Annotated in this window: 19 protein-coding genes; 6 read left to right on the forward strand and 13 right to left on the reverse strand. The window is 44.0% G+C overall.

Annotation, left to right across the window (positions count from 1 at the left end):
- Positions 1–106 precede the first annotated feature (106 nt).
- Positions 107–646: a hydrolase gene (locus DZ860_RS15140; protein WP_120032778.1), complete on the forward strand. Its 540-nt coding sequence runs from the start codon at positions 107–109 to the stop codon at positions 644–646.
- 127 nt (positions 647–773) lie between these two features.
- Here DZ860_RS15140 and DZ860_RS15145 read toward each other — a convergent pair whose 3' ends face one another.
- Positions 774–1,106 carry a PBPRA1643 family SWIM/SEC-C metal-binding motif protein gene (locus DZ860_RS15145; protein WP_120032781.1) on the reverse strand — a complete coding sequence of 111 codons (333 nt, stop codon included), beginning with the start codon at positions 1,104–1,106 and terminating at the stop codon, positions 774–776.
- A 248-nt stretch (positions 1,107–1,354) separates the two neighbouring features.
- Positions 1,355–1,876: a DUF2058 domain-containing protein gene (locus DZ860_RS15150; RefSeq protein ID WP_120032784.1), complete on the reverse strand. Its 522-nt coding sequence runs from the start codon at positions 1,874–1,876 to the stop codon at positions 1,355–1,357.
- A 190-nt stretch (positions 1,877–2,066) separates the two neighbouring features.
- Between DZ860_RS15150 and DZ860_RS15155 the strand changes: the two genes are divergently transcribed.
- Positions 2,067–2,561, forward strand: a complete 495-nt coding sequence (locus tag DZ860_RS15155) for a GNAT family N-acetyltransferase (RefSeq protein ID WP_120032786.1) — start codon at positions 2,067–2,069, stop codon at positions 2,559–2,561.
- Between the two features lie 117 nt (positions 2,562–2,678).
- On the opposite strand, the gene DZ860_RS15160 is transcribed toward DZ860_RS15155, so the two are convergent.
- The 4 genes from DZ860_RS15160 to DZ860_RS15175 all read right to left on the reverse strand — a co-directional run bounded on the left by DZ860_RS15160 (position 2,679) and on the right by DZ860_RS15175 (position 9,331).
- On the reverse strand, positions 2,679–3,263 hold the full coding sequence (locus tag DZ860_RS15160) for a YceI family protein (protein ID WP_120032788.1): 585 nt from the start codon (positions 3,261–3,263) through the stop codon (positions 2,679–2,681).
- A gap of 290 nt (positions 3,264–3,553) precedes the next feature.
- Positions 3,554–6,385, reverse strand: a complete 2,832-nt coding sequence (locus DZ860_RS15165) for an Hsp70 family protein (RefSeq protein ID WP_120032791.1) — start codon at positions 6,383–6,385, stop codon at positions 3,554–3,556.
- 346 nt (positions 6,386–6,731) lie between these two features.
- Positions 6,732–8,699 (reverse strand): Hsp70 family protein, encoded by a 1,968-nt coding sequence (locus DZ860_RS15170; protein WP_120032794.1) that lies wholly within the window; start codon positions 8,697–8,699, stop codon positions 6,732–6,734.
- Positions 8,699–9,331: a DUF2760 domain-containing protein gene (locus tag DZ860_RS15175; protein ID WP_120032797.1), complete on the reverse strand. Its 633-nt coding sequence runs from the start codon at positions 9,329–9,331 to the stop codon at positions 8,699–8,701. The genes DZ860_RS15170 and DZ860_RS15175 overlap by 1 nt, the downstream gene beginning before the upstream one ends.
- 462 nt (positions 9,332–9,793) lie before the next feature.
- On the opposite strand from DZ860_RS15175, the gene DZ860_RS15180 reads away from it, so the two are divergent.
- Positions 9,794–10,324, forward strand: coding sequence for a 3'-5' exonuclease (locus DZ860_RS15180; RefSeq protein ID WP_120032800.1), 531 nt, complete (start codon positions 9,794–9,796; stop codon positions 10,322–10,324).
- A 198-nt stretch (positions 10,325–10,522) separates the two neighbouring features.
- Here the strand turns inward: DZ860_RS15180 and DZ860_RS15185 are convergent, their stop codons facing one another.
- From DZ860_RS15185 to DZ860_RS15195, 3 genes are all read right to left on the reverse strand, one after another.
- Positions 10,523–11,008 (reverse strand): tellurite resistance TerB family protein, encoded by a 486-nt coding sequence (locus tag DZ860_RS15185; RefSeq protein ID WP_120032803.1) that lies wholly within the window; start codon positions 11,006–11,008, stop codon positions 10,523–10,525.
- A 105-nt stretch (positions 11,009–11,113) separates the two neighbouring features.
- A complete protein-coding gene (locus tag DZ860_RS15190) occupies positions 11,114–13,168 on the reverse strand; it encodes a metallophosphoesterase family protein (protein WP_120032806.1) in 2,055 nt (684 codons plus the stop codon).
- Positions 13,165–13,536, reverse strand: coding sequence for a VC1380 family protein (locus tag DZ860_RS15195; protein ID WP_120032809.1), 372 nt, complete (start codon positions 13,534–13,536; stop codon positions 13,165–13,167). Before DZ860_RS15195 ends, DZ860_RS15190 begins: the two co-directional genes overlap by 4 nt.
- 129 nt (positions 13,537–13,665) lie before the next feature.
- Between DZ860_RS15195 and DZ860_RS15200 the strand changes: the two genes are divergently transcribed.
- The 3 genes from DZ860_RS15200 to DZ860_RS15210 all read left to right on the forward strand — a co-directional run bounded on the left by DZ860_RS15200 (position 13,666) and on the right by DZ860_RS15210 (position 19,731).
- Entirely contained in the window at positions 13,666–15,036 is a 1,371-nt protein-coding gene (locus tag DZ860_RS15200) for a MipA/OmpV family protein (RefSeq protein ID WP_120032811.1), read from the forward strand.
- Positions 15,037–15,151: 115 nt separating this feature from the next.
- Positions 15,152–19,075: an ATP-dependent RNA helicase HrpA gene (hrpA, locus tag DZ860_RS15205; RefSeq protein ID WP_165862908.1), complete on the forward strand. Its 3,924-nt coding sequence runs from the start codon at positions 15,152–15,154 to the stop codon at positions 19,073–19,075.
- Positions 19,076–19,251: 176 nt separating this feature from the next.
- The gene (locus DZ860_RS15210; RefSeq protein WP_120032814.1) at positions 19,252–19,731 is read left to right on the forward strand and encodes an outer membrane beta-barrel protein; all 480 of its coding nucleotides are present in this window, start codon (positions 19,252–19,254) and stop codon (positions 19,729–19,731) included.
- Between the two features lie 103 nt (positions 19,732–19,834).
- Here the strand turns inward: DZ860_RS15210 and trpA are convergent, their stop codons facing one another.
- The 4 genes from trpA to trpD form a co-directional block, all read right to left on the reverse strand.
- Entirely contained in the window at positions 19,835–20,641 is an 807-nt protein-coding gene (gene trpA, locus DZ860_RS15215; RefSeq protein ID WP_120032817.1) for a tryptophan synthase subunit alpha, read from the reverse strand.
- Positions 20,641–21,831, reverse strand: a complete 1,191-nt coding sequence (gene trpB / locus DZ860_RS15220; protein ID WP_120032820.1) for a tryptophan synthase subunit beta — start codon at positions 21,829–21,831, stop codon at positions 20,641–20,643. Before trpB ends, trpA begins: the two co-directional genes overlap by 1 nt.
- 143 nt (positions 21,832–21,974) lie before the next feature.
- Positions 21,975–23,402 carry a bifunctional indole-3-glycerol-phosphate synthase TrpC/phosphoribosylanthranilate isomerase TrpF gene (gene trpCF / locus DZ860_RS15225; protein ID WP_120032823.1) on the reverse strand — a complete coding sequence of 476 codons (1,428 nt, stop codon included), beginning with the start codon at positions 23,400–23,402 and terminating at the stop codon, positions 21,975–21,977.
- Positions 23,403–23,413: 11 nt separating this feature from the next.
- Positions 23,414–24,412: an anthranilate phosphoribosyltransferase gene (trpD, locus tag DZ860_RS15230; protein WP_120032826.1), complete on the reverse strand. Its 999-nt coding sequence runs from the start codon at positions 24,410–24,412 to the stop codon at positions 23,414–23,416.
- Between the last annotated feature and the right edge of the window lie 20 nt (positions 24,413–24,432).

Below are 24,432 nucleotides of genomic sequence, written 5' to 3' on the forward strand. Positions count from 1 at the left end.
TGATGTATTTGTCGTGATGGATAGATGCTAATGATTTCGTGTCATGTAATAGTGTCAATGTACGGAAATATGAATGTAAGAATAAGGGTTGTTAAGGAGAGCGTGGATGTTAGATAGATCAAAAACAGGGCTTATCGTTGTCGATATTCAGGGAAAACTGGCGCGTTTGGTTCACGATAGTGACGCATTGATTACAAACTGTAGTAACCTGATTCAGGGTTTCCAAACTCTTGGTTTACCCATTATCGTACTAGAGCAAAACCCAGAGAGGTTGGGTGCAACGGTTGATGAGTTGCGTCCATTATTGGCTGACATTACGCCCATTCCCAAGCTCACATTCAGTGGTTGCCTAGAACCAAAATTTGTTGATGCGCTCAATGCTGAAAACGTTGATACGTGGTTAATTTGCGGGATTGAAACGCATATTTGCGTCTATCAGACCGCAATGGGCTTGCTTGATCTTGGGTATAAAGTGGAACTGCTTGGTGATTGTGTTTCTTCTCGAACGCAGGAAAATAAGCAGCTTGGCATCAATAAATTGATGACGCATGGTGTGGAAATTTCTGGTGTAGAAATGGCGCTGTATGAATTACTGCAAGATTGTAAAGCACCGGAGTTTAAGCGGATTCTGACTTTGATTCGCTAACTGGTTTGTTGTTTTAATCACGTTTACCAGATTATTTTAGATAAGAGAGCGGATAGTAATAAGGCAGCACGAAAATCGAGTGTTTTCGTGCTGCCTCAAATGAACCATCGGGCATGTCTATACGAGCTTATGCACAACACTTCTTGTATTTTTTGCCGCTACCGCATGAGCATGGATCATTACGGTTTGGAGTTTTATCAAACGTAGTTGTTTTAGGCTTGTTAAATAGAGCGTCAAACTCAACCGTGTTCTCTGCTTGATCAGCATCCACAACCATATCAATGACAATTGAGTGCTCAGCAGCTAACGCTTCGATTTCAGCTTTACGTTCGTCAGTGTTGACGATAACTGTCACAGGTGCCGCTTTTGTTCCAGCCTTTACCACTCGGTTAACATTGTAGCCAGCAAGAACGTGGTTTTGTCTTGCATCTATACGGCCTTTGAAAAATAATTTCGACATGAGAGACTCACTAAAAAAGTAGATATGACGCTATAAGGGTGGCGATTATACCCACTTATGCCAATTGATAAAGCAGCAATCAAAGAAAGAATCAAAGAAAGGATAGAGCGGGTGTTTGGAGTGCTCTTTTAGGAACTAAACGTGAAAACACATCACTAATAGCGAGAAAATAGAAAGAGATTTATATTGAGTAGAAATAGAGGGTTAGAGAAGAACCACGCCAATAAAATCAGCGTGGTTAAGAAATTTTACCACATCAAATCATCAGGAACGACGAAATCAGCATATGGGTCATCTTCTGCTGGGATTTCAGTTTCAGGCGCTTTTAGTTCAATGACACAATTTTCATCGCGTAATGAAATCTTGTTCGCTACGCCGCTTGGAATCAACACGTAGCTATCTTCATAACGTGCAATAGCCAAAATACCTTTGATTAGCTGCTCGCGGATCAGTGGCTCAACGTATAATGACTTCACAAGCGTGCCGTCAGTAAAGTTGTATTTAATGTCACCTTGTTTTTGGTCAAGCTTGTTCATTTCAAGTAGTTGCTTGATTTGAGCTCGTACTTCTTTCGTCAATAACTCTTCTTTTTGCTGAGAGCTGAGCAACTTATCACGTTCTTGTTGTAAGCGTTTGTTTTCTTCAACTGCCGCTTTTACTTCACGAGCTTGAACACGTGATTTTTTAGAGCCTTTCTTTGCTTTTTTTAGCTTCTTCTCGTTAACCAAGCCAGCTTTTAGCATTTGCTCTTGAAGGGTTAGTTTTGCCATGATCTTTCCACATTATTCATACTGACGATATTTTAACGTTTAAGTTTGAGCAAATAAAGAATCGTCTTGTTCGATTCAACCGTTATCCAGATGTTTTTGTCGCAAGCTCAACTTTCTCTAGGTATGCTGTGGGAAATATCGCTGTTTAGTCAGTTTTTAGTTATGAATTTTCAAATAGGTGGTAACCGTGATGTACGAAACGCAGCGATTGCAAATACGTGAATTTGCTCTTAGTGATACTGAATTTATCGTTGAGTTATTAAACGATCCCTCATTTATCCGTTATATCGCGGATAAGCAAGTCCGAACGAGTGAGGATGCAGAACAATATTTACGCAACGGGCCAATATTGAGTTACCAAACCTATGGTTTTGGTTTGAAATTAGTTTGTCTTAAAGCGACTCAAGAGGCTATCGGTATGTGTGGCATTCTTAAACGCGCAGAGTTGGATTCGCCAGATCTTGGCTATGCATTCTTGCCTCGTTACTGGAAGCAGGGCTATGCATTGGAGGCGGCAACTGCCGTGATGGAGCACGAAACAAAACAGCATTCGTTAGCTTGTGTTCAAGCGGTAACGCTGCCAGATAACCTTGCATCGAATCAATTATTGCATAGATTAGGTTTCACTATGATGGAGACGATTTCGCTTTATGGGCAAGAAAATAACCTTTACCAACATGCGTAAAGGTTATTTAAACGAAACTAAAGCAACTAGTAACTGGAAACTAGCAACTAGCAGCTTCAGTGTCTAGTCTCTGTGGCTTTTTCGTAATACGCTGTATGTATTATTAATATGCCGGAATTAATTTAGCTCGATACGCTTAAATACTAGGTTGATAGTGACAGGTACCGAGGTTGAAATTGCAATGTCACCAACCGTTGCGGATAGTTCATTGAGGTTGTCTTTAGGAATGCCAAAAGTATCAGCAGAAACGATCACTGATTTACTGCTGTATACCATGACCCACTCGCCAGTGTTGACGATACTTACTGGGAATACGACAGGTTTGGTGCTGCCATAAAGGGTTACATCTAAGGTCACTGAGGCTTTTGAAATAGGCGTTGAACCTTTTAAGATCTCAAGAGGAATCTTTCCGCCGACATGTACCGCAGGGTATTGGGCTACATGGAAAAACAGATCTTGAACGCGAGTATCTCGAATTTCTACGCCAGTATTGATGTTATCAAGATTGGCTGAGATAGACACCAATCCCTCATCGTCGATGCTGCCAGTCAATTGACTGATCGTTGCCGGCTCTACAATGTATTGCTTTTTAATTGTGGCAAAGTTGATAACAGAGGCATCACTATCAACGAGATAGAGATCGTCAGCTAGTGCTGAGCTTGACAGAAGAGCAAGAGCTAAGGTTCCAAGTAGAGTCCGCATATGAGTTCCTTATCAGTAAGTTGTAATGGATATGGTTAGAATAAAATATTGGCGTGTAAGCAAAGATTAGTTCATCAACTCTCGGTTTACCTGATAAAAAACAATGAGGCTATGGGTACTTAGTATTTTCTGGTGGGAATCTTTAAAGTGAGCAAATTTTCACGGTTGGTTAATAATTGTCGGGCTCTAACCGTGTTTTGTTTGAAAAAAACCAGCGCTGATGCGCTGGCTATTATTGGTAAGGGGCCTGGAAATAAGCCCCTTACGCTATATAAGCGGTTAGCTTATAGCTAGATGAGCGATAAACCGCTTGGTAGCGCATCACCAAAGACGCGCTTTGATTCACTCTCTGATAAGGCTTTTACTTCCTCGACGAGAGAAATCCACGCATCAGGTACTTTGCTTTGCTTTAACTTAGCTAAAACTTGTTCACGATAGTCATCTGAAATATCAAATAAACGATCACCGGTTTTACGGCAAATCATCACAGCGGCAAACGCGATCATTGGTTCTTTTAGCCAATCTTGCTCAAGTAATTTTGGTAGCCATTGCTCGGTTTGTTCACGGGATATCACATTATGCTGACTGCCATAAAGTGGTGTGCGCGACGCTAGACGTCCAACCGCCCACCAATGCGCTTGTTCAAATTGGTTACTGTTTAATGCTTTGCTTAAGAACCAACTGGTGAGCAGAACCTTATCCTCCACATCTAAGTGTTCGAGAGATGCAGCTAAACGCACCATGGATTCATAACCCATATCTTGTGCCGCTTTCGCTGATTGCGGGTTTTTCATTGCACCAGGATGCAAATATTTCGCAATATCGGCCAAGATAGTTTCTTGTTGTTCTTGATTTAGGCCACCGGAAATACGACGCCAGAATACCCACCAATCAGTCCAGCCTTGGTGGTTTTTAAACTGAATACCTTGTTGGTATAAGCTCCAAACCTGCTCCATTCGCCATGAATCTGTCGCATCGCCAAACCCGGGGCGTAGCGAAAAGCCAGCTAAACGTAGCCAGTTCTTTTCATGCTGCTCTGAACGACGGCGACGCTTTCGACCTTGAGAAAAAGTATCGAAAAGTTGACGTAGTGTGGTGAAGTCCCATTCGTCCCGTTTGCCCAATTTCTTTTCAAGATCTTTGGTCAGTGTTTTGATTTCTTTGGTATCAGCACTCTTTTTGTTACCGCTGTAAAGACGGGCAATAAGCTCCTGACACTCTTCAAGACGCGGATGTTTTTTATGGGTGTCAGCATCGATGGCTTGTTGATTTCGAACTTCAAACTCCAACGCCCACCGCTTGTCATTGTCTTGTGTGCTGACACACTCCATTTTTAGCGTGCCGACTTCGGTCAATTGGCAAGCCAGTAACACCTCTACACGTTCTTTTTGGTTCGCGAGCAACTCTACATCACTGCCTTCAAGGGTCGAAATGTAGGGTGGTAGGGGTGAAAATAAGTCAGGATCAACATCCACCATCGCGCCATTTTGAATTACAGTATTGTTGACTAAGGTGTCATGTGTTGAAGTGAGCAGGTTAAAGCGTACAGGCTCACCGAGAGTCAGTGAGAATCGACGCCCACTTAAGCGGATTTCATGACCTTCTTCAGTCCCTTTTGCCAGTAAACACAGCGCTTTGCCCATTTTGTTTTTTTCTTGAAGATGCAAGAAGTAAGAACGAGCGGCACCACCGCCAATTTTTAGCTGAGCGCCTCGACGCGCTTTACTAAATGCCACAGCTCCCAGTGCGACAGACCAGTCTGGGTGGGGGTTATCGAGTACAGATATCGGGGCTCCACGCCAGTTACTCATTAAGGTCGTGATACGTTGGGTGACTAAATCACTGTTAAATACACCACCGTTAAGCAATAAACCTACAGGAATGGCAGGTTGTTGTTCATCACTGCTATTCAGTGCAGCATGGGAAACCTGTTGGTGCTGAGTTAAGAATTCCGCGACATGTTTACTCACTGCTGGATCGGCTACATAGGGCAGACCGAACTCAACCACGGCGCTACGGCGTTTATCAGGTAATTCTGAAAAATCCGAGATCGGGAAGAAACCATCAAGGGCTATTTGATGCACTTCTTGCTTGCTTAAATTGACGCTTTTGGTCCCACCAAGTAGGCGAGAACCACTACCTAGCATAGTAATTTTCACATCGTCAGGCGCGTTTTCAGACAGCAATTGTTCCTTAGCTTTACGGGTTTGCTGAATGAGCTTGGTTAGACTTGCTGCGTTTAGTTTTTTGTTTTGACTGAAACGTTGTTCCGCTAAGTGGGCGAGGGCGAGATCAAGGTTATCCCCCCCAAGCATTAGGTGTTCACCAACACCAATGCGATCAAGTGATAATTCACCACCGCCGTTATTTTCGTTCTCACTACTATTATTATTGAAACGTGCAGCAATCAAACTTAAGTCAGTGGTACCACCGCCCACATCACAAACCAGAATCAATGGTAATTGTGCAAGTTCTTCATTTGCGGTTTGCTGGTGTCGAGCGTACCAATCGTAACAAACCGCTTGTGGCTCTTCGAGTAGTACTATTCGCTGTAAGCCAGCTAAAGCTGCTGCTTCTAACGTTAGCTTTCGTGCAGTTTCATCAAAAGAGGCAGGAACAGTCACCACGACATCTTGGTCTTCTAATCGATTGCTTGGGTTACGATAGTTCCAAGCTTGACGAATATGGTTTAAGTAACTGGCGCTGGCAACCACGGGGGAAACTTTTTCAACATCCGCTGCTGCTGCCCACGGCAAAATGTCTGAATTACGGTCAACAGCCTGATGAGAGAGCCAGCTTTTTGCGCTGGAAACTTGTCGCCCTTCTACTTTAGCACCAAGTTCACGCGCCCATTCACCCACGATGACATTGTGTATGTCCCCTTTAACAGGAACCACATCCCATGGCAGTGTTAAATCACTGGCTGAGATTTGTGCTTCAGCTGGATGGTATCGAAACGATGGGAGTAGGGGTTTTCTAACCACTTCACCGGGGCCGATAAGTTGGTCTATCTCAAATAATGAAACCGGAGATTGTTGTAGGTCATCAGTAATTTCGCAAAAGGCGACCACAGTATTGGTCGTTCCTAAATCAATACCGACGAGAAAACGAGGAGATGCCATTTGTGCCTCTTTAATTTCACGTGCTTTACTGAGAGTGTCAGTAAAGTATTGGGTTCAATCTAATCAATAACGGCTGACCGTGTGGCACTCTTTGCTGAAGTCACAAGCTGAATCAGTGGACATAATTGACGCATGAAGTCATGTATACAGTCTATGCATGCGACCTATGTAGACAACCTACTTATACATCTAGGTGTGAAACAAAGGTATGAACATTGAAGTACAGTTTGTCATAAATACAGTATTAAACCGTTACAAAAGCAGTGCGCTATGAGTCGTCGCGATGTTTAGTTGGACAGATTGCTGTTCGATGAAAAAACGGCACCGAAAAAGGTGCCGTTTTGTTTTATTCTGCTTGAGCGTCGTTTTGTTGATCTTGTTCTACTTGACCATCTTCACGGACATCAAACTCAACGTGCCATTTTTGCCCGTTGTCTGCAGCGATCGCTTCTAAGTACAAAGTACCCAGTTCAGTTACGCGTGATGCTAATGTTACCGGAACCACTTCACCCTCACGACGTCCCTCTGAAACAGGAAGTGTCACTTGAATTTCAGGCAACTCTTCTAGTTCTTCTGGTGACCAGTAATCAAGGTGAGTACCTGCGATATCGTCACGACGTACTGTTGAACCGAAGAATTGGAAATGAACAGGTTGACCAATAACAAGACCAAACTCTTGGCTTGGCACAAGAACGCTAGAGCCCTCTTCCATACCAAATGGTGCAACACAAAGAGCTTCCATTGGTGGTGCCATTCCCGGAATTGCTGGCATCGCACTTTCAATACCAACGTAGTAAGCAGATGCAATACCACCGCGAATGCGCACGCCTTGGCCACGACGAACTGCGCCGTAGTATGCCGCGCCGCTCGCAACCGCAAGATCAAGGTCAACGCCAGATAAGCGTTTTGCCATTTCTGCGTCACCATCGATGAGCCATTCATTGATGGTTTCTTCTAGACGGTTAGCAAGTAATGGTGACTTAAGTACACCGCCGTTAAACAAGATTGCTGTAGGCTTAATGAACTCTGCCGCCGCAGCTTCCATCCCAGGCATGCCTGGCATATTAGCAAATGGGTTGTATTCAGCCGTTGAACCGTTTGACTGTGAATCTAACGCGTTAGCTTGCTTTGATAAGAAAGCCGCAATGTGACGAGTGATGCCTGCATCTTGTGCGTATGGCAAACCCATTTGTGTTAGTGCACCACGCGGTTTTTGAACCGGGTGATCAGTCACATTAACTTGCGGAAAGAAGCCGTCGACTAAAGTCTGTTGTACTTCTTGTTGCGTTAACTCTGTCTTCAATGTTGCACCAAGCAGTTTTGAACCACGGCTTGGTACCACGATTGGAACTGTTTGAAGTTCGCTATCTTTTAGTAGCGCTTCTTTCGCATCTCGGCACGCGTGCGTCATTGCTTGAACTTGCCAAGGTTGTAGATCTTTACCTTCTTGTGCCAGTTTCATTTTCAAGCGGAATGCGAGGGCTAAATCCATGTTGTCGCCACCCAATAGGATGTGCTCACCAACAGCGATACGATTTAGCGTCAAGTTGCCATCTTCTTCAGTCACTTCAACTAAAGAAAGGTCGGTCGTACCACCACCGATATCGATCACTAAAACGATATCACCGACAACCACTTCATCACGCCATGTGTCGTTGCTGTTATCGATCCAGTTGTAGAGTGCCGCTTGAGGTTCTTCAAGCAAGGTTAGATGGCTAAAACCAACGTTACGCGCCGCTTCTGCGGTGAGATCACGAGCTGCAGGATCAAATGAAGCTGGTACTGTAATCGTGACATCTTGCTCAGCAAGTGGGTGGTTAGGGTGTGCGTAGTTCCAAGCATCTTTTAAATGCTCAAGATAGAGTTCAGTCGCGCGTAACGGTGATACTTTTTCTACTTCTTCAGGGCTACCTGCTGGAAGAAACGCATCGCGGCGATTAATACCAGAATGACATAACCAAGATTTTGCACTCGCGATTAAACGAATCGGTGTTTTTGCACCAAGGTTACGAGCAATGGCACCGACTAACGCTTTTGGTTCTGTAGACCACGGTAGTACACACGAATCCGAATTAAGTTCGTTTTCATGTGGTTGATAGAGGAAAGAACCTAGTTGGCTACGAGTTTCGACTGTACCCGGTGCGGTCAATTGAGGAATTGGCATCACTTCTACGCGAGCGTCTTCATCTTGTGTATCAAGGAAAGAAAGCACACAGTGTGTTGTACCTAAGTCGATACCAACGCTATATTGTGGTGCGCTTGACTCTTGGGTCTCTTGTTCTTGACTCGTTTGTACTTGAGTATTGTGTTCCATTACAGCTCAACCTCTGCTGGGGCAATAACAGATGCATCATAGTTTTCAGCTAGTTTAGGCAGGTTCATTGCTGTTGCTTTCCAACCTTTATGAACTAGCGTGCCATTGAATGGCGCATGACCTGTTACGTTGCCGGTTAAACGGATTTCTTGTGGGTTGAAGCCCTCTGCAACAACAATACGTGTTTCTTCATCTTCATTGCGAATGTGCGCAAGAGTGATGTAGTCGTTTAGTACTTTTTGACCACCAGTGTGAATCACACGTGCTGCTGCGCCTACATCTTCATCAGAGAACGATGTTAGGTCTTCTTTTAAGAAGTCGATCAGACGCGCTTCTTGTTGCATGATTGATAGCAATTGCATTGCAGAATCCGTCGATGCTGTTGCCAGTTTCGATTCTACTTCAACTACCTTTTCAATAACTTTTTCTACTTCGACAATCTTTTCGACTTCAATAATTTTTTCGACAGGTTTTTCTACTTCGATGATTTTTTCAACCGGTTTCTCAACTATTTTCTCGATAACTTTTGATTTGCGAGAAACGGCGATAATGAGCAACAACACACTTGAAACCGCAAGGCCAGCGTGGAGCATATCGAATGTTTGAGGAATCATTTGTAAATCGAAAGTCATGATAATTCTCTTATTCCGTGTAATTAATAGTGAGTTTAGCTCTAACTCACTCGGGGCATATTGCCGATTTATAGGATAAATAGGGGCGAATAGTATCACATTCAAGTCTATAGGCTTGTAGAAAACCGTTATTCCAGCAGGGAAAACGAATCAACTGACGCCATTTTAGGCGTTCCGCAAGCGACTTTGCCGCGTTTACCAATAAAATGATAATAAAAAGGGTGGGTTAGATACACTTGGTAGAGATTCGCTAACTTGTGTTAGGTCAGGCGCACAGAGTATTTATTTCTTGTAACTACACCGGAGTTTCATTGGAGAGCATGAGCCCATGAATGAAAAAATGTGGCGCAAAGTTGCTGGATAACTCAGCAGTCGCACCTATAGGGGTTCGAAATTTTGCCTCATTTGGGTTAGAATCCTCGGCTTTCAATCTTTAGAACCAAATTTTTATATAGGCGAACGATGAACCATAACCGTATAGTTTGTTTCGATTTAGAAATGTGCTGTTGGAATGTTGATGGGGTAGGTACCACGGGCGAAATTATTGAAGTGGGGCTAGCTGAGATCGACCTTGTACGTGGCGAAATCGTCAAAAGGGCGCAATATTATGTCAAACCTGAACATGATGAAGTGTCGCTATTTTGCTGTGAGTTAACCGGAATCTCGCCAAGAAAGATTGAGAAGCAGGGCCGCCCACTTGCGGCTGTACTGAAGTCTATCATTAAGAATTTTGGTGGTGCGAACAAGATTTATGCCTCATGGGGTCGTGATGACCTTATTTTGGCAAAAGAGTGCGCGGACAAAGGTCTTGAAATGCCGTTTAATGAGTTCATTAATCTTGCCACGTTATACCGAATTCAGAATCGACTAAAAGATAAAAGAATTGGGCATAAGGCAGCACAAGAAGCAAAAGGCATAGATTGGGAAGGTCGCCAGCATTCAGGTTATGTTGATGCGCACAATCTAGCAAAATTGGCGTTAACGATGCTTTAAGTTCAATTTTTTAGTTTAACGTTTTCAATTAGAGCTTGGTATTTCAATATTTGTATTTCAATAAAAAGGCGCGTTAGCGCCTTTTTACGTATCGATTTAAAAATAAAGCTTAAAGACAAAGGTTACGGATTATCTACGTAACGTTTATACCTATATATTCAGTCCCTTGGCGATAGTTTCCCCTTGGCGATAGTCTCGCTACTTCTCATCTGCACCGTCTTGTTTTTCCGTTGCAGACTGCTTTTCTGTGACAGATAGCTTTGCACGAATAAAATCACGGTGATCTACATAGAGTAATTCTGCAGTTTTACGGATTACGGCTTCTTCAAGCGGATCAATATCACCGTCTGCATGAGCAACTTCCCACATCGCTTGAATAAGTTGATAGCGTGTTTCTTGGCTGAGTTCACGCAGTTGTGATGTGAAATCATATAATGAAGCGGAGTCTTTCCGATTGACTTCGGCTTTTCCCAACAATACTTGAGCTTGTTGTTCATTTAACGCCAGTAAGCGAATCAATAACTGTTGTTTCGCTTGTTGCTCCGAGAGATCAATTTGATGATCAGCTCCAGCAACTTCGCACAGTAAACACGCTATCGCTAGATTCGGGTCATTGTGGCTGTGGTGGCCAAGGTCATTGCCATCTAACAGTTGTTTAAACAATTTGGTGATCGAATTGAGCATCAGTCGCGCCTATCTTTTAGTTTATATTTTCGTTTATCTCTTTTTGCTCAAAATGCTGAGCTAATGAGTAGCCTTAAGAACTCGGGCTACTCAGTATATATAGTGTTATTCGAGCGCGTTCTCAACCTGTAGATGCTGAGGTTTTGTCTCGATTGGTGGAAAATATATTTCCATACCATCACCAGTAAGAATTGAAATTTGACTTGGTTTTCCTTTGCTATCAAGTTTCAATTCACCAATGGCGCTGGCATTGACTAGGCGTCGGTGGCCGGGAATATCCGGGTCTCGTTTGCTGATTTTTAGGCGCTTACGCTTAGTCAAATAGTTGAGTGGCGAGCGCGGTGAATAGAGTGCTCGGTCAATTCTATCGAAGATAGCTAATAGCGGCTCAGGAAACTGATTTTTAAAGCCACTGCATGTGATTTGGAAAATATTCGGACTGCATTTTCGAAAACGCAGTTTGATGTCATAAGCAAATGAGTAATGCACGTCACCAGACAAAATTACAAAATTAGTCGGGGTTTTGGTATGGGTAAAAATACTCAGTAAAGTATTGGCGCTGCCCGGATGTGCCATCCAGTTTTCAGCGTCAATAAGTAAAGGTTCCCCTAACCAAGTAAAGGCACGCTGCATGGTTTCAATAAACTTCACCCCAAACATTGGCGCTGCAGAAACAATGATAACCTTGTCTTGATGCATCAGTTCTTGGTGAAACTCAATTAATGCTTCCCAGTCCATTAATCCTGATGGCTTATTCATACGAGACTCTGAGCGCCAGCGGCGAGTACGAGTATCCAATACCACGACTTTTGGTGATGTATGGATGGTGTAGTGCCAGCGTTCAAAAGTGTACAAATAGCGAATCAAATCATCTTGTCGATGAGCCGTTTCCTGTTGTACTGAGACGGCAATTGAATGGGGGCTAGTTGACGCAATATCGAGGGTCGGATCGGTCACCGCTTGTGTTAATAGCTGCTGTGAGGTCGCATGTGAAAAGTAACGCTCAGCTAAAGGTAATAACTCGAGCTGGAAGTTATCCGGCTCATTACCCCAACCTTGGCATAGCCAGTAGGCAATCATCCCATTGCCGATCAATCGTTTGGCAAATGGGTTCTCATGAGCGGCCTTTTCCCAACCAATGGTGAGGTTCCAATCATCGGTAATATCATGGTCGTCAAAAATCATGTACGTCGGCACGTGGGCAAATAATCGCTGCACATTAGGTAGGCCAGCAATAAAATCGCTAATGGCATCGCGTTCATCTCGCCATTGCTGTTGTAAGCGTGGCGTTAGTGTTTTTCCACCGTGGGTAAAACGGTTATCAGCTAGGCGAGTTAAATTGATTCTCGACCACAATTGCGGCGACCAAACCAAAATGTACATAGCAAAAAATTCAGCAAACGTGATGAGGTGGTTATGGCATTCGCGTGAGCTAAAAATGGGTTTATGGCGCGCAGGTAGCCATTGCATTACCCCATCTTTCTGTTCTTGATAACGTGGCAAAATAGACTCACGGCCATAAAAACAATCAGGGTGCTGATATAGAACAGTGCTGTTAGGAATTGAAGTACTTGCTTGCCATTCATCGCTGACGAAGCTTTCATCGGGTAAACCTAATAACTCAATGACTTGATGAATGGCATCAAGCATCGGTCCTGCTACGTGATCAGCATAGATTTGATCGCCACTCATCATCAGCATGTCAGGCCTATCTTGAATAGCGAGTTTTGCTATTTTAAGGTCAGCTTGAACTAAAGCGTCTTTACTCGGGTGGTGGGGATTACGACATGAACCGTGCAATACATAATCGGCTTTGGTTGAGATGGTAAAAACTGGATTTACTTCATCTTGATAAACCAAACTTGGCACTAAATCAGTCAGTAAGCCTTGCTGAGTTTTAAATTGATAACTGAGTGCAACATTGGTGGGGAATGCGCTCTTAAATTGAGCCAAGACGACGTAAGCTTTATCACCCACTTTTAATTGCTGACATTGTGCTAAATCGGCCTGATAAATGAGCGCCTGTTCGGGTTCATCAAAAAGCTGAAAATGACCAATGAGAGGTTCACTGGTGACAAACCAAAATACCAACTCATCTGGGGTGGTTTTTCTTAAAATTGGACCTGCCAGAATTAAAGGAATGGGTGAATCTTGTATCATGCATTTACCACTGTGTTTTCTGCTTCGGCTGCTTGTTCAAATATTTCGATCATCTCTGAGCTAGTCAATTCGTGACCCATTAAAAAAAGTGCCAACATCGCATCAGCTTTGGCCTGACTCTCTGAATTTTCATCCAGTAATTGAACGAAACGTTGACGAATCATGTCAATTTCATGTTCAACAAACCCTCGACCTTCTTCCTCCCCAAGATCTTCATCCGGAGCATTGTCAAAGGACATAAGTAAAATATTGCCGTGTAAAGAGGCATCGAGCAAGCGCTCAGGTAGCCACTCATCACCGGTAGCAATGTCGGGGTCGCACCCTTCTGGTAGGGCATCAAGTAGTTTTTTTAATTCAGATGCTTTCACAATATTCTGAGCTTACGTATGGTTGTTTGGTATTTTAACGGCGAAATGAAGAGAAACATAAGCATTTACTGATTCAATTGGCTATAAATTTAAAGAGATAAAGAAAAACAGCATAGGATGTACTGGAAAATGAAAGGGAATTGGGCTCGTAGTAACGTTGTGGGTTCTTATATAGTGTGGTGTTTTTTGTGTTCAGATCTGGCATTAGCGAGTGAAGATTTTGACCAGAGAATAAAAGACCGATCAAGAGAAGAAGCTGATTGGGGGATCGCAGCAACCTACCGGGTTGCATCTATTCCATTTAGTGTTGCAGATGGTGACCAAAGTGTAAGTACTTTTGTCCCCATGATGTTTTTTGAAAATGAGTTCGTTTTTGTCGATGGGCTAGAGGGTGGTGTTTATCTATACCATGATGACGAGCAGCGGTTCGATATTAGTGCGGTAACGCGTTTGCGTTTTGTTGATATTCCGGCATCGCTGCAAAATGCCAATCAAGGCGATGCTGCTGATTTTGGCTTTCAATGGCGAATGAACCTTGACCCAAATTGGCATGCGGATATTGAAGTGATGAGTGATGATCAGTTTCGATTTCATGGTAACTGGCGTCTTGGTAGTGAGTGGCAAGCTGGTGATTGGCTATTGGAGCCGACCATGACGTTGCGATACAAAGATGCCGACTTCAATAGTCAATATTACGCATTTTCAGAATTCACTCATCAACGTATCGGTGCGGGGCTTGATTTTAACGTGGGCTTAGATTGGCGCTACCACGTTTATTCGAATTTGTATTTGCTAGGCTCAACCAGCGTGACGCGATTAGACAGCAATGCTTACAATGCAGATATTGTTGATGACCGATATCAAGGGGAGTTCTCATTGGGATTTGGTTTTTTCAATGCCCCTCATTCGGCCAAATCATCGATGAGTGACTCAAAAGTCATTGCTAACCAACCGTATTTTCGCCTTGCTCACGGTTGGGCAACACCGTCAAATATCGGCGATATCATGCGTTTCAACCGCGAAAAAGATCCATTCAATAATCAGTTAAGCTCTCTGTTTTATGGTCATCCATTAACTGATGAACTGTTTGGGCTGCCTCTTGATATTTACCTGACGCCGGGAATTGCTCATCACTGGTCTTCCGAAGTGCAATCCGCTAGCACCGAGTGGGTGTTAGCCGTGAAAGCTTACTACACCTTTAATTGGCCAACACCATGGCGGGTGGGTGTTGCAGAGGGGGTGTCATATATTGACAATATTACTTATGTAGAGGGCTCAGAGATGGAGGAAAAAGGGTATACCCCAAGCCATCTTCTTAACTACCTCGATTTTTCAGTCGACGTGAACATTGGACAGTTACTCAATATTAAAGATTGGCGTGATGTCTGGCTCGGTTACTCATTACATCATCGTTCAGCGATATTTGAGAGCGCCTCACAGTTTGGCCGAATCAAAGGGGGCAGCAATTACAATACGGTTTATTTGCAAGTGGATTTTTAATCCCAAAGTCGTGCGGAAATGAGATGCCACTCTAAACACCCGTAGGGAAGACGTTTTTTGTGATTATGTGATACAATCCGCGCAGTTTTTTGTAGTGAAAATAATAGGAATTGCTTTGACTTCGTCACAGCCAGAACAACAGACAAATGTGGCAGCGACTGCTAATAACGCTGCTACTCTGCGCAAATCACTTAATGAGTGTATGTTGCGTGACCGATTTCGTCTTAGCAAACGCATTTCAGGTGCAAACAAAATAAAGAAAGACGCAGCTCGTAATGCTGTGTTCGATGAAATTGCTCTTGATATCGCTAAGTCGATGATGGAAGCCGAGCAGCGTAGTAACGCGCCCGCGACCATTGAATATCCAGAAATCTTGCCAGTCAGTCAGAAGAAAGATGACATCGCCAAAGCGATAGCTGAAAACCAAGTGGTGATTGTAGCGGGTGAAACTGGCTCGGGTAAAACGACACAGTTGCCTAAAATCTGTGCGGAATTAGGTCGCGGAAAATATGGTTTAATTGGTCATACTCAGCCTCGTCGTCTTGCTGCACGTTCGGTTGCTAACCGTATTGCTGAAGAGATGGAGACGCCTCTTGGAGAGTATGTCGGTTATAAAGTTCGTTTTAATGACCAAATTTCTGAGAATACGCATATTAAACTGATGACTGACGGTATTTTACTGGCAGAGATTCAGCACGACCGTTTTCTTAATCAGTATGACACCATCATTATCGATGAAGCGCACGAACGTAGCTTAAACATTGATTTTATCTTAGGTTACCTAAGAGAGTTGCTGCCTCGCCGCCCTGATCTAAAAGTGATCATTACTTCAGCGACCATCGATCCAGAGCGTTTCTCAAATCACTTTAACGGTGCGCCGATTATTGAAGTGTCTGGTCGTACTTATCCGGTGGATACTCGTTACCGTCCTTTAAGTGGCGACGACGATTCGGACCGAGATCAGCTTGAGGGCATTTTTGAAGCGGTTGATGAGCTTTGTGATGAAGGGTTAGGCGATATCCTAATCTTCATGAACGGCGAGCGTGAAATTCGTGATACTGCAGATGCGTTGAGTAAACGTAATCTGAAAAGTACCGAAATTGTTCCGTTGTACGCAAGGCTTTCTGCTGGTGAGCAGAACAAGATTTTCCAACCCCACACGGGGCGACGCATTGTTCTTGCGACCAACGTTGCGGAAACTTCGTTAACCGTACCGGGAATTAAATACGTTATCGATCCGGGTACGGCACGTATTAGCCGTTATAGCTATCGTACTAAGGTTCAACGTCTACCGATTGAAGCGATTTCTCAAGCGAGCGCCAACCAACGTAAAGGCCGTTGTGGTCGTGTTGCTGAGGGTATTTGTATTCGTTTGTATTCCGAAGAGGATTTTAATTCTCGTCCGGAATTTACCGATCCTGAAATACTACGTACCAACTTGGCATCGGTTATTTTACAAATGACCGCATTAGGCTTGGGCGACATTGATGCATTCCCGTTTGTAGAAGCGCCAGATAAGCGAAATGTTCAAGATGGTGTTCGTTTACTTGAAGAGCTTGGAGCTCTTAACGAAAATGCTAAGGATCCGAAGAAGCAATTGACGCCGATTGGTCGCCAACTTGCTCGTTTACCAATAGATCCACGTCTTGCTCGTATGGTGCTGGAAGCGCCAAAAGTTGGCTGTTTGAAAGAGTTGATGGTTATCGCAGCCGCGTTGTCGATTCAAGACCCGCGTGAGCGTCCAAGTGACAAACAGCAAGCTTCTGATGAAAAACATCGTCGTTTCTTCCATGAAGATTCAGATTTCTTAACGTTTGTGAATCTTTGGGAATATATCCAAACTAAGCAAAAAGAACTGACGAGTAACCAGTTCCGTAAGCAGTGTAAGCAAGATTACTTGAGCTACTTACGTGTTCGTGAATGGCAGGATGTTTATTTCCAAATTCATCAATCGATGCGCGAGATGGATTTTAAACTTAACAGCGAGCCTGCGTCATACGAAAGTGTTCACGGCGCTATTTTGGTGGGTCTGTTATCGCATATCGGCGTTAAAGATCAGGAAAAGAGTGAATATCAAGGTGCGCGAAATGCCCGTTTTCATATCTTCCCTGCATCTGGACTATTTAAGAAACAGCCTAAGTGGATCATGTCGGCTGAGTTGGTTGAAACCTCAAAACTTTGGGGACGAATCATCGCCAAAATTCAACCTGAGTGGATTGAACCGTTAGCTAAGCACTTAATTAAGCGTAGCTACAGTGAACCTCATTGGTCGAAGAAACGTGCTGCCGTTATGGCTCATGAAAAAGTGATGCTTTATGGGATTCCGATTGTACCGAAACGTTTAGTGAACTACGGCAATATCGACAGTGTCGTCTGTCGTGAGATCTTTATTCGCAGTGCTCTTGTTGAGGGTGATTGGGAAACCAAACATGCATTCTTCAAACAAAACCGTAAATTATTGGCGGAAGTCGAAGAGCTAGAACATAAATCTCGTCGTCGCGATATCTTAGTGGGCGATGATGAGTTGTTTGATTTCTACGATCAACGAGTCGGCACAGAGGTTGTTTCTGGTCGCCACTTTGATACCTGGTGGAAGAAAGCCTCAAAGCAAAATGCTGAACTGCTGAACTTTGAAAAAGAGATGCTGTTCAAAGGGGATGCCAGTCATATTACTGATTTGGATTATCCGAACTTTTGGCATCAAGATGGCTTAAAACTGAAGCTAAGCTATCAGTTTGAACCAGGCGTAGATAGTGACGGTGTAACGGTACATATTCCGCTGCCTATTTTGAACCAAATTGAACCAGCTGGGTTTGATTGGCAGATCCCAGGCCTGCGCCATGAGTTAGTGGTGAGCTTGATTAAATCCTTGCCGAAAACATTACGTAAAAACTTTGTGCCAGCGCCAAATTACGCGGACGCATTTTTAGCGCGAGTTACGCCGTTAGAATTGCCATTGCTAGATGCGATGGAAAAAGAGTTACGACGTATGACAGGCGTTGAGTTGTATCGTGATGACTGGAACTTAGCGCAAGTGCCTGACCACCTGAAAGTGACATTCCGTGCTGTTGACCATCGTAACCGTAAGTTGAATGAAAACCGCGATCTGTTTGAATTAAAAGAGAGCTTAAAAGATAAGGTTCAAGAGACTTTATCAAAAGTTGCGGATGACGATATCGAGCAAAAAGGACTTCATACTTGGAGCTTTGGTGAGTTGCCTAAAGTGTATCAGCAAAAGCGTGGCGGCTATGACGTTAAAGCATACCCTGCGATTGTTGATAACAAAGACAGTGTTGAAATCAAGCTATACGAGACAGAGTTTGAACAAGCATCTGCGATGCGTGCTGGTCAGCGTCGATTGATTTTACTCAACGTACCATCACCGATTAAGTATCTTCACTCGAACTTGCCGAATAAGTCTAAATTAGGTTTGTACTTTAACCCTTACGGTAAAGTTCTTGATCTGATTGATGACTGTATTTCTTGCGGCATCGATAAGTTAATCGAAGAACGTGGTGGCATGGTGTGGGAATCGGCTCAATTTGAAGCATTGAAAGAGCATGTTCGTGCAGAGTTAGGTGACACCGTGGTGGATATTGCTCAGCAAGTTGAAACGATTTTGACAACTGCTTTCAATATTAACAAAAAGCTTAAAGGCAAAATTGACTTTACGATGGCGTTCGCATTATCAGATATTAAGGCGCAAGTTGAAGGGCTTATCTTTAAAGGCTTTGCGACGGAATGTGGTTGGAAACGCTTGCCAGATATTTTGCGTTACATGCGCGCGATTGAACGTCGTATGGAAAAATTGCCGATCGATCCGAACAAAGACCGATTACACATGCTTAAAATTGAATCCGTGGTGAGCAGTTACAAAGAGCTGTTGAACAAGGTTCCGAAAGGGGTCGAAGTACCAGAGAATATTAAAGAAGTACGTTGGATGATTGAGGAGCTTCGTGTCAGTTTCTTTGCACAGCAACTTGGAACGCCATATCCAGTGTCAGATAAGCGTGTGAAAAATATTATCGACTCATTCTAATTAGCGATGTATACCGGTCTGCAACCCTGTTTTAGCTGAGATTATTTTAGCTTACATATGTTAGCCAGATCGGTATGTTAATTGCATGAGTGAAACAAATTCTGGTTTTAGACAAATAGTTGGCACAGTTTTGCCGCCGGCAAGCTGTGTCGAATAAAAAAGAGAGAAAGTTGAATATGAAAAAGACACTATTAGCGTTAGCACTTCTAGGCGCGTCGGCATCGGCGTCTGCAGATTCATGGATTTATGGTGGTGCAAACGTAGGTACTGCTGACTTAGCAGGCGACTCAGCAACCTCTTACGGTGTGCATGTTGGTACTGGTATTCTGCCATTCATCGGTTTAGAAGCGGGCTACCAAAACCACGGTGAGTTTAACTACGGCAATAGTGCAAAAGTTGAAGGTGATTCAATTTACTTTGCGGTTAAGCCAAGCATTGATTTTGGTCCTCTTCACGTTTATGCACGTGGTGGTGTTCATTCATACAATCTTGATGGTAACAACTTTAGCGAAGACGAAGTTGATCTAATGTATGGTGTGGGCGCGGAATACTTTGTATTTGGTCCAATTTCAGCAGGCGCAAGCTACACAGTGTTTAACACGAAAAATGATGAAATTAAAACACTTTCTCTAAATGCAAGTTTCCATTTCCTATAAACTTTTGCATTTAGTTAGAACAACTTGTTCGAAACAGTTAAATAAAAACCCAGTTGAAAAACTGGGTTTTTTATTAGCTAAATCATTCTGAATTCGATGATCACTATTTTTGTGTTGCGGCTTTCATTGGTGTCACGAATTGAGCCAGTTGTCCCAGCATTTTTTCTGGCTGGGTTAGGTTATTTTCAATGATTTTCACCACGGCTGAACCAGAGATTGCACCTGCTGCGCCGCTTTTCACCGCTTGCTCAACTTGTTCTGGTTGAGAAATACCAAACCCTAATAATGCTGGTGGAGCATTAAATGCTGTTAATCGGTTTAACATATCTTCAACTGGCATATTTGCCTTGGTTTCCGCGCCTGTTACTCCGGCTCTAGAGAGTAGGTAGGTGTAACCGCCTCCTAGTTGTGCAACCGACTGGAGAGTCTCATCACTCGCGGTTGGCGGAGCAATGAAAATTGGGTGAACACCGTATTTTTCAGCAGCGGCAACAAATTCAGTACTCTCGTTAGTTGGAACATCAGCAATCAGCACTGAGTCGATGCCTGCATTAGCACAGCGTTGATAGAAATCTTCTATTCCACGTGAATAAACTAAGTTGGCGTACATCAACAAACCAATGGGTAACTCAGGGTATTGGGCTCGAATTTGACTGATGAGTTCAAAGCAGATATCTGGAGTGGCACCTGATTGCAGCGCACGGATATTTGCCCCTTGTATCGTTGGGCCGTCAGCTAAAGGGTCGGAGAATGGCATACCCAGTTCGAGGGCATCAGCGCCGGCTTCAACTAAGGTTTGCATGATCTTAAGTGATTGCTCAGGATTAGGATCGCATACCGTTACAAATGGGACAAAAGCACCTTGGTTTTTCGCTTCAAGACGAGCGAACAGTTGTTGATAGCGGTCCATTAGATCACTCCCTTTTCTTCTAGAATGGTATGTACAGTAAAGATGTCTTTGTCGCCGCGACCCGATAGGTTAACGACGAGCAGTTGTTCTTTCTCTGGATTTTCACGCGCCATGCGCAGTGCATGAGCCAGCGCATGTGATGATTCTAATGCTGCAATGATGCCCTCGCTACGTGCAATTTCTTGGAACGCATCCAACGCCTCATCGTCGGTGACGCTATCGTACTCAGCGCGACCAATGGCGTTTAAATGGGCATGTTGTGGCCCAACAGATGGGAAATCTAGCCCAGCAGAGATGGAATAAGACTCTTCAACTTGGCCGTTTTCATCTTGCATTAAAGGGGATTTCATACCGAAGAATATCCCGGTTTTGCCATGTTTGAGAGGTGCGCCGTGTTGGTCAGTATCAATTCCTTTGCCAGCGGGTTCTACCCCAATTAAGCGCACGTTTTCTTCTTCTATAAAGTCAGCAAACATACCAATCGCGTTGGATCCGCCCCCAACACAAGCAATCACCGCATCAGGTAAACGTCCCTCGCGAGCGAGAATTTGATTCTTCGTTTCTTCACCAATCATACGCTGGAAATCGCGAACGATAGTTGGGAATGGGTGAGGGCCAGCTGCCGTTCCGAGTAGGTAGTGAGCTTCTTCGTATGAACCAGACCAGTCGCGAAGGGCTTCATTGCACGCATCTTTTAATGTGGCGGAACCAGAATGAACTGGAATGACTTCTGCTCCCATTAACTTCATACGAAAAACATTCGGGCTTTGACGTTCCACGTCTTTAGCACCCATGTAAACACGACACTTTAAGCCTAACAAGGCACAAGCTAAGGCAGTGGCAACACCATGTTGACCTGCGCCCGTTTCAGCGATGATTTCTTCTTTGCCCATACGCTTGGCCAGCAGGGCTTGTCCTAGCACCTGGTTGGTTTTGTGCGCGCCACCATGCAGCAAATCTTCACGTTTTAGATAGAGCTTAGTTTTTGTGCCTTTGGTCAAATTACGAACGCAAGTCAGTGCGGTTGGGCGACCAGCATATTCTTGCAGTAGGGTCATAAACTCACTGCGAAATTCAGGATCTTCTTGCGCATCAATGAATGCCTGTTCAAGTTGATCTAATGCAGGGACGAGAATTTGCGGTACGTATTGACCACCGAATTCGCCAAAATAGGCATTAAGTTTTGCCATGATTCTATTCCTTAGTCTCTAATTTTGTCTTCATCTCGTCTCAAAGAAACGAAATGGTAATTTGTTAGTTATTTCGCATCATCAGCCACATCTTATCTTTAGTCATTCTTTATAATTTGTGGCTGGTTTAATTGGTATTTTGCTTAATATTGGCGAATTGCTGTGAAAGCTTGTTGTAATTTAAGGGCATCTTTTTTACCCGGAGCATTCTCTACACCAGAATTAAGATCTAAACCTAAGCAAGCGAGTTGTGCTGCTTGTTGGGCGTTTTCCGGAGTCAGGCCTCCGGCTAACATGGCATTGTTCGTATCACCAATCAGTCGCCAATCGAAGACTTGCCCGGTTCCCCCAGTCTGATTACCCACTTTGGCGTCCATTAAGTGGCGGTCGATATGCTTAGCCAGCCGTTGTGGTGCTTGGCCACAAACCCCATAGGCTTTCCAAATTTCGGTATGTTTTGGTAGCTGTGCTTTTAGTGCGTTGACGTAAAGCTGATCCTCATCACCATGCAACTGCACGGCACTTAAATGGAGCGATTGAGCGGTTTGAATGACCTCTTCAATCGAATGGTTTTGGAAAACACCCACGTAGCGAAGTGGGGCGCCACTCATGGTTAGCCGAGCGGATTCTAAATCGATATGGCGCTTTGAGTTCTCGACGAATATTAGGCCACCAAATACGGCTCCGGCTTGATAGGCTTTAGCAGCATCATTGGCTTGAGTTAGCCCACAGACTTTGTTTTCACCCAAAATCACTTTGCGCGCAGCGAGCTCCAAATCCTCTTCTGCCATTAAAGAACTTCCAATTAAAAAACCATTGGCAAATTGGGCTAAGTCTCGAACCTGTTGGTGAGTGTAGATCCCAGATTCAGAAATGATGATGGCATTGGGAGCCAATTGGCGAATGATTGGTGCAAGTTGCTTGCTGCGATTTAAGTCAGTGCTGAGGTCGCGCAGATTACGGTTATTGATGCCAATCACTTTGGCCTCCAAGCTCACTGCGCGATGCAGCTCTTCTTCATTGCTCACTTCGGTTAATACTCCCATATTGAGCGAATGAGCGAGATCGGCTAAATGGCGGTATTGTGAATCATCAAGAACAGAAAGCATCAGCAAAATAGCGTCTGCGCTATAATGACGCGCTAAATAAACTTGGTACTCATCGACCATAAAGTCTTTACACAAAACCGGTTGTGAGACTTGCTTGCGAACTTGGGGGATGAACTCAAAGTTACCGAGGAAATATTTTTCATCGGTCAATATCGAGATGGCACTGGCGTGTCTGTTGTAGACAGAAGCAATGTAATCGAGGTTAAACTCTTCGCGAATCAGTCCTTTCGATGGCGATGCTTTCTTGCACTCTAAAATAAACGCGGTTTGCTCGCTGGCAAGTGCTTGATAAAAATCACGATCAGACGGTAAAAGCGATGCTGTAAATGACTCAAGTGGCTGTGATTGTTTACGTTCAGCGACCCAATGATATTTATCACGAACAATCTTGGCTAAGACCTCGGCCATTTGAGTTTCTTGGACTGAGATGTGCTGTGAAAGCTTATCGGAAGATGATGTCATGTTCGTTTACCTTATCCACGTTGCGCGAGTTGTTGAACCAATTTGAACGCCTGACCAGAATTCATCTTACTGATGGCAGTTTGAGTGTTGGCTTTTAAGTCTTCGTAGCCAAATAGTCGCATCAAGAGTGCAACGTTGACAGCGACGGCGCTCAATTGAGCCTCTGTGCCTTTCCCCGTTAAAATATTTGTTATGATGGCTCGGTTTTCTTCTGGGTTTCCACCCTTAATAGCTTCAAGGGGATGGTTGTTGACTCCGAAGTCTTCAGGATTCAATGTGTACTCAATGATTTTTCCGTCTTTAATTTCTGCAACGGTAGTTTCACCATGAATAGCGACTTCGTCGAGCCCGCTGCCATGGACTACAGCAGCACGCTTCATACCCATTTTCAGCATGGTTTCTGCAATCGGACGAACAAGCTCTTTGCTGTAGACGCCCATCAATTCGATGGTTGGGCGAGCAGGATTAATCAGCGGTCCTAAAATATTGAAGATGGTTCGCGTTTTCATGGTTTGACGCACAGGCATAGCATGTCGAACACCACCGTGATATTGCGGTGCGAAAAGAAACGCGACACCAATATCGTCAATCGCTTTGCGGGTATCTTCTGCGCTCATTGCTAAATCAATCCCAAATGAATCAAGCAAATCAGAAGAACCAGAGCGACTGGATACGCTGCGATTACCATGTTTTGCTATTTTCAGCCCACAAGCGGCAGCAACAAACGCGGCAGTTGTTGAGATGTTAATAGTGTCATGTCCGTCACCGCCGGTACCGACAATGTCAGCAAAGTCATAATCAGGGCGAGGGAAATCACTGGCATTGGCGAGTAACGCTTTTGCAGCACCAGCAATTTCTTGTGGTGTTTCCCCTTTGATTTTCAATGAGGTTAGTGCCGCAGTCATTAGAACAGAGTCAAGCTCACCACGGATGATGGCATCAAACAGTTGGTGGCTTTCTTGTTCCGTTAGAGATTGCTGTTCGTAAAGCTTGTTAATGATATTTTCCATGTGCTTATCCCTAATTTGTC

This window comes from Vibrio sinensis (genome assembly GCF_003605645.1).
Lineage (GTDB): Bacteria > Pseudomonadota > Gammaproteobacteria > Enterobacterales > Vibrionaceae > Vibrio > Vibrio sinensis.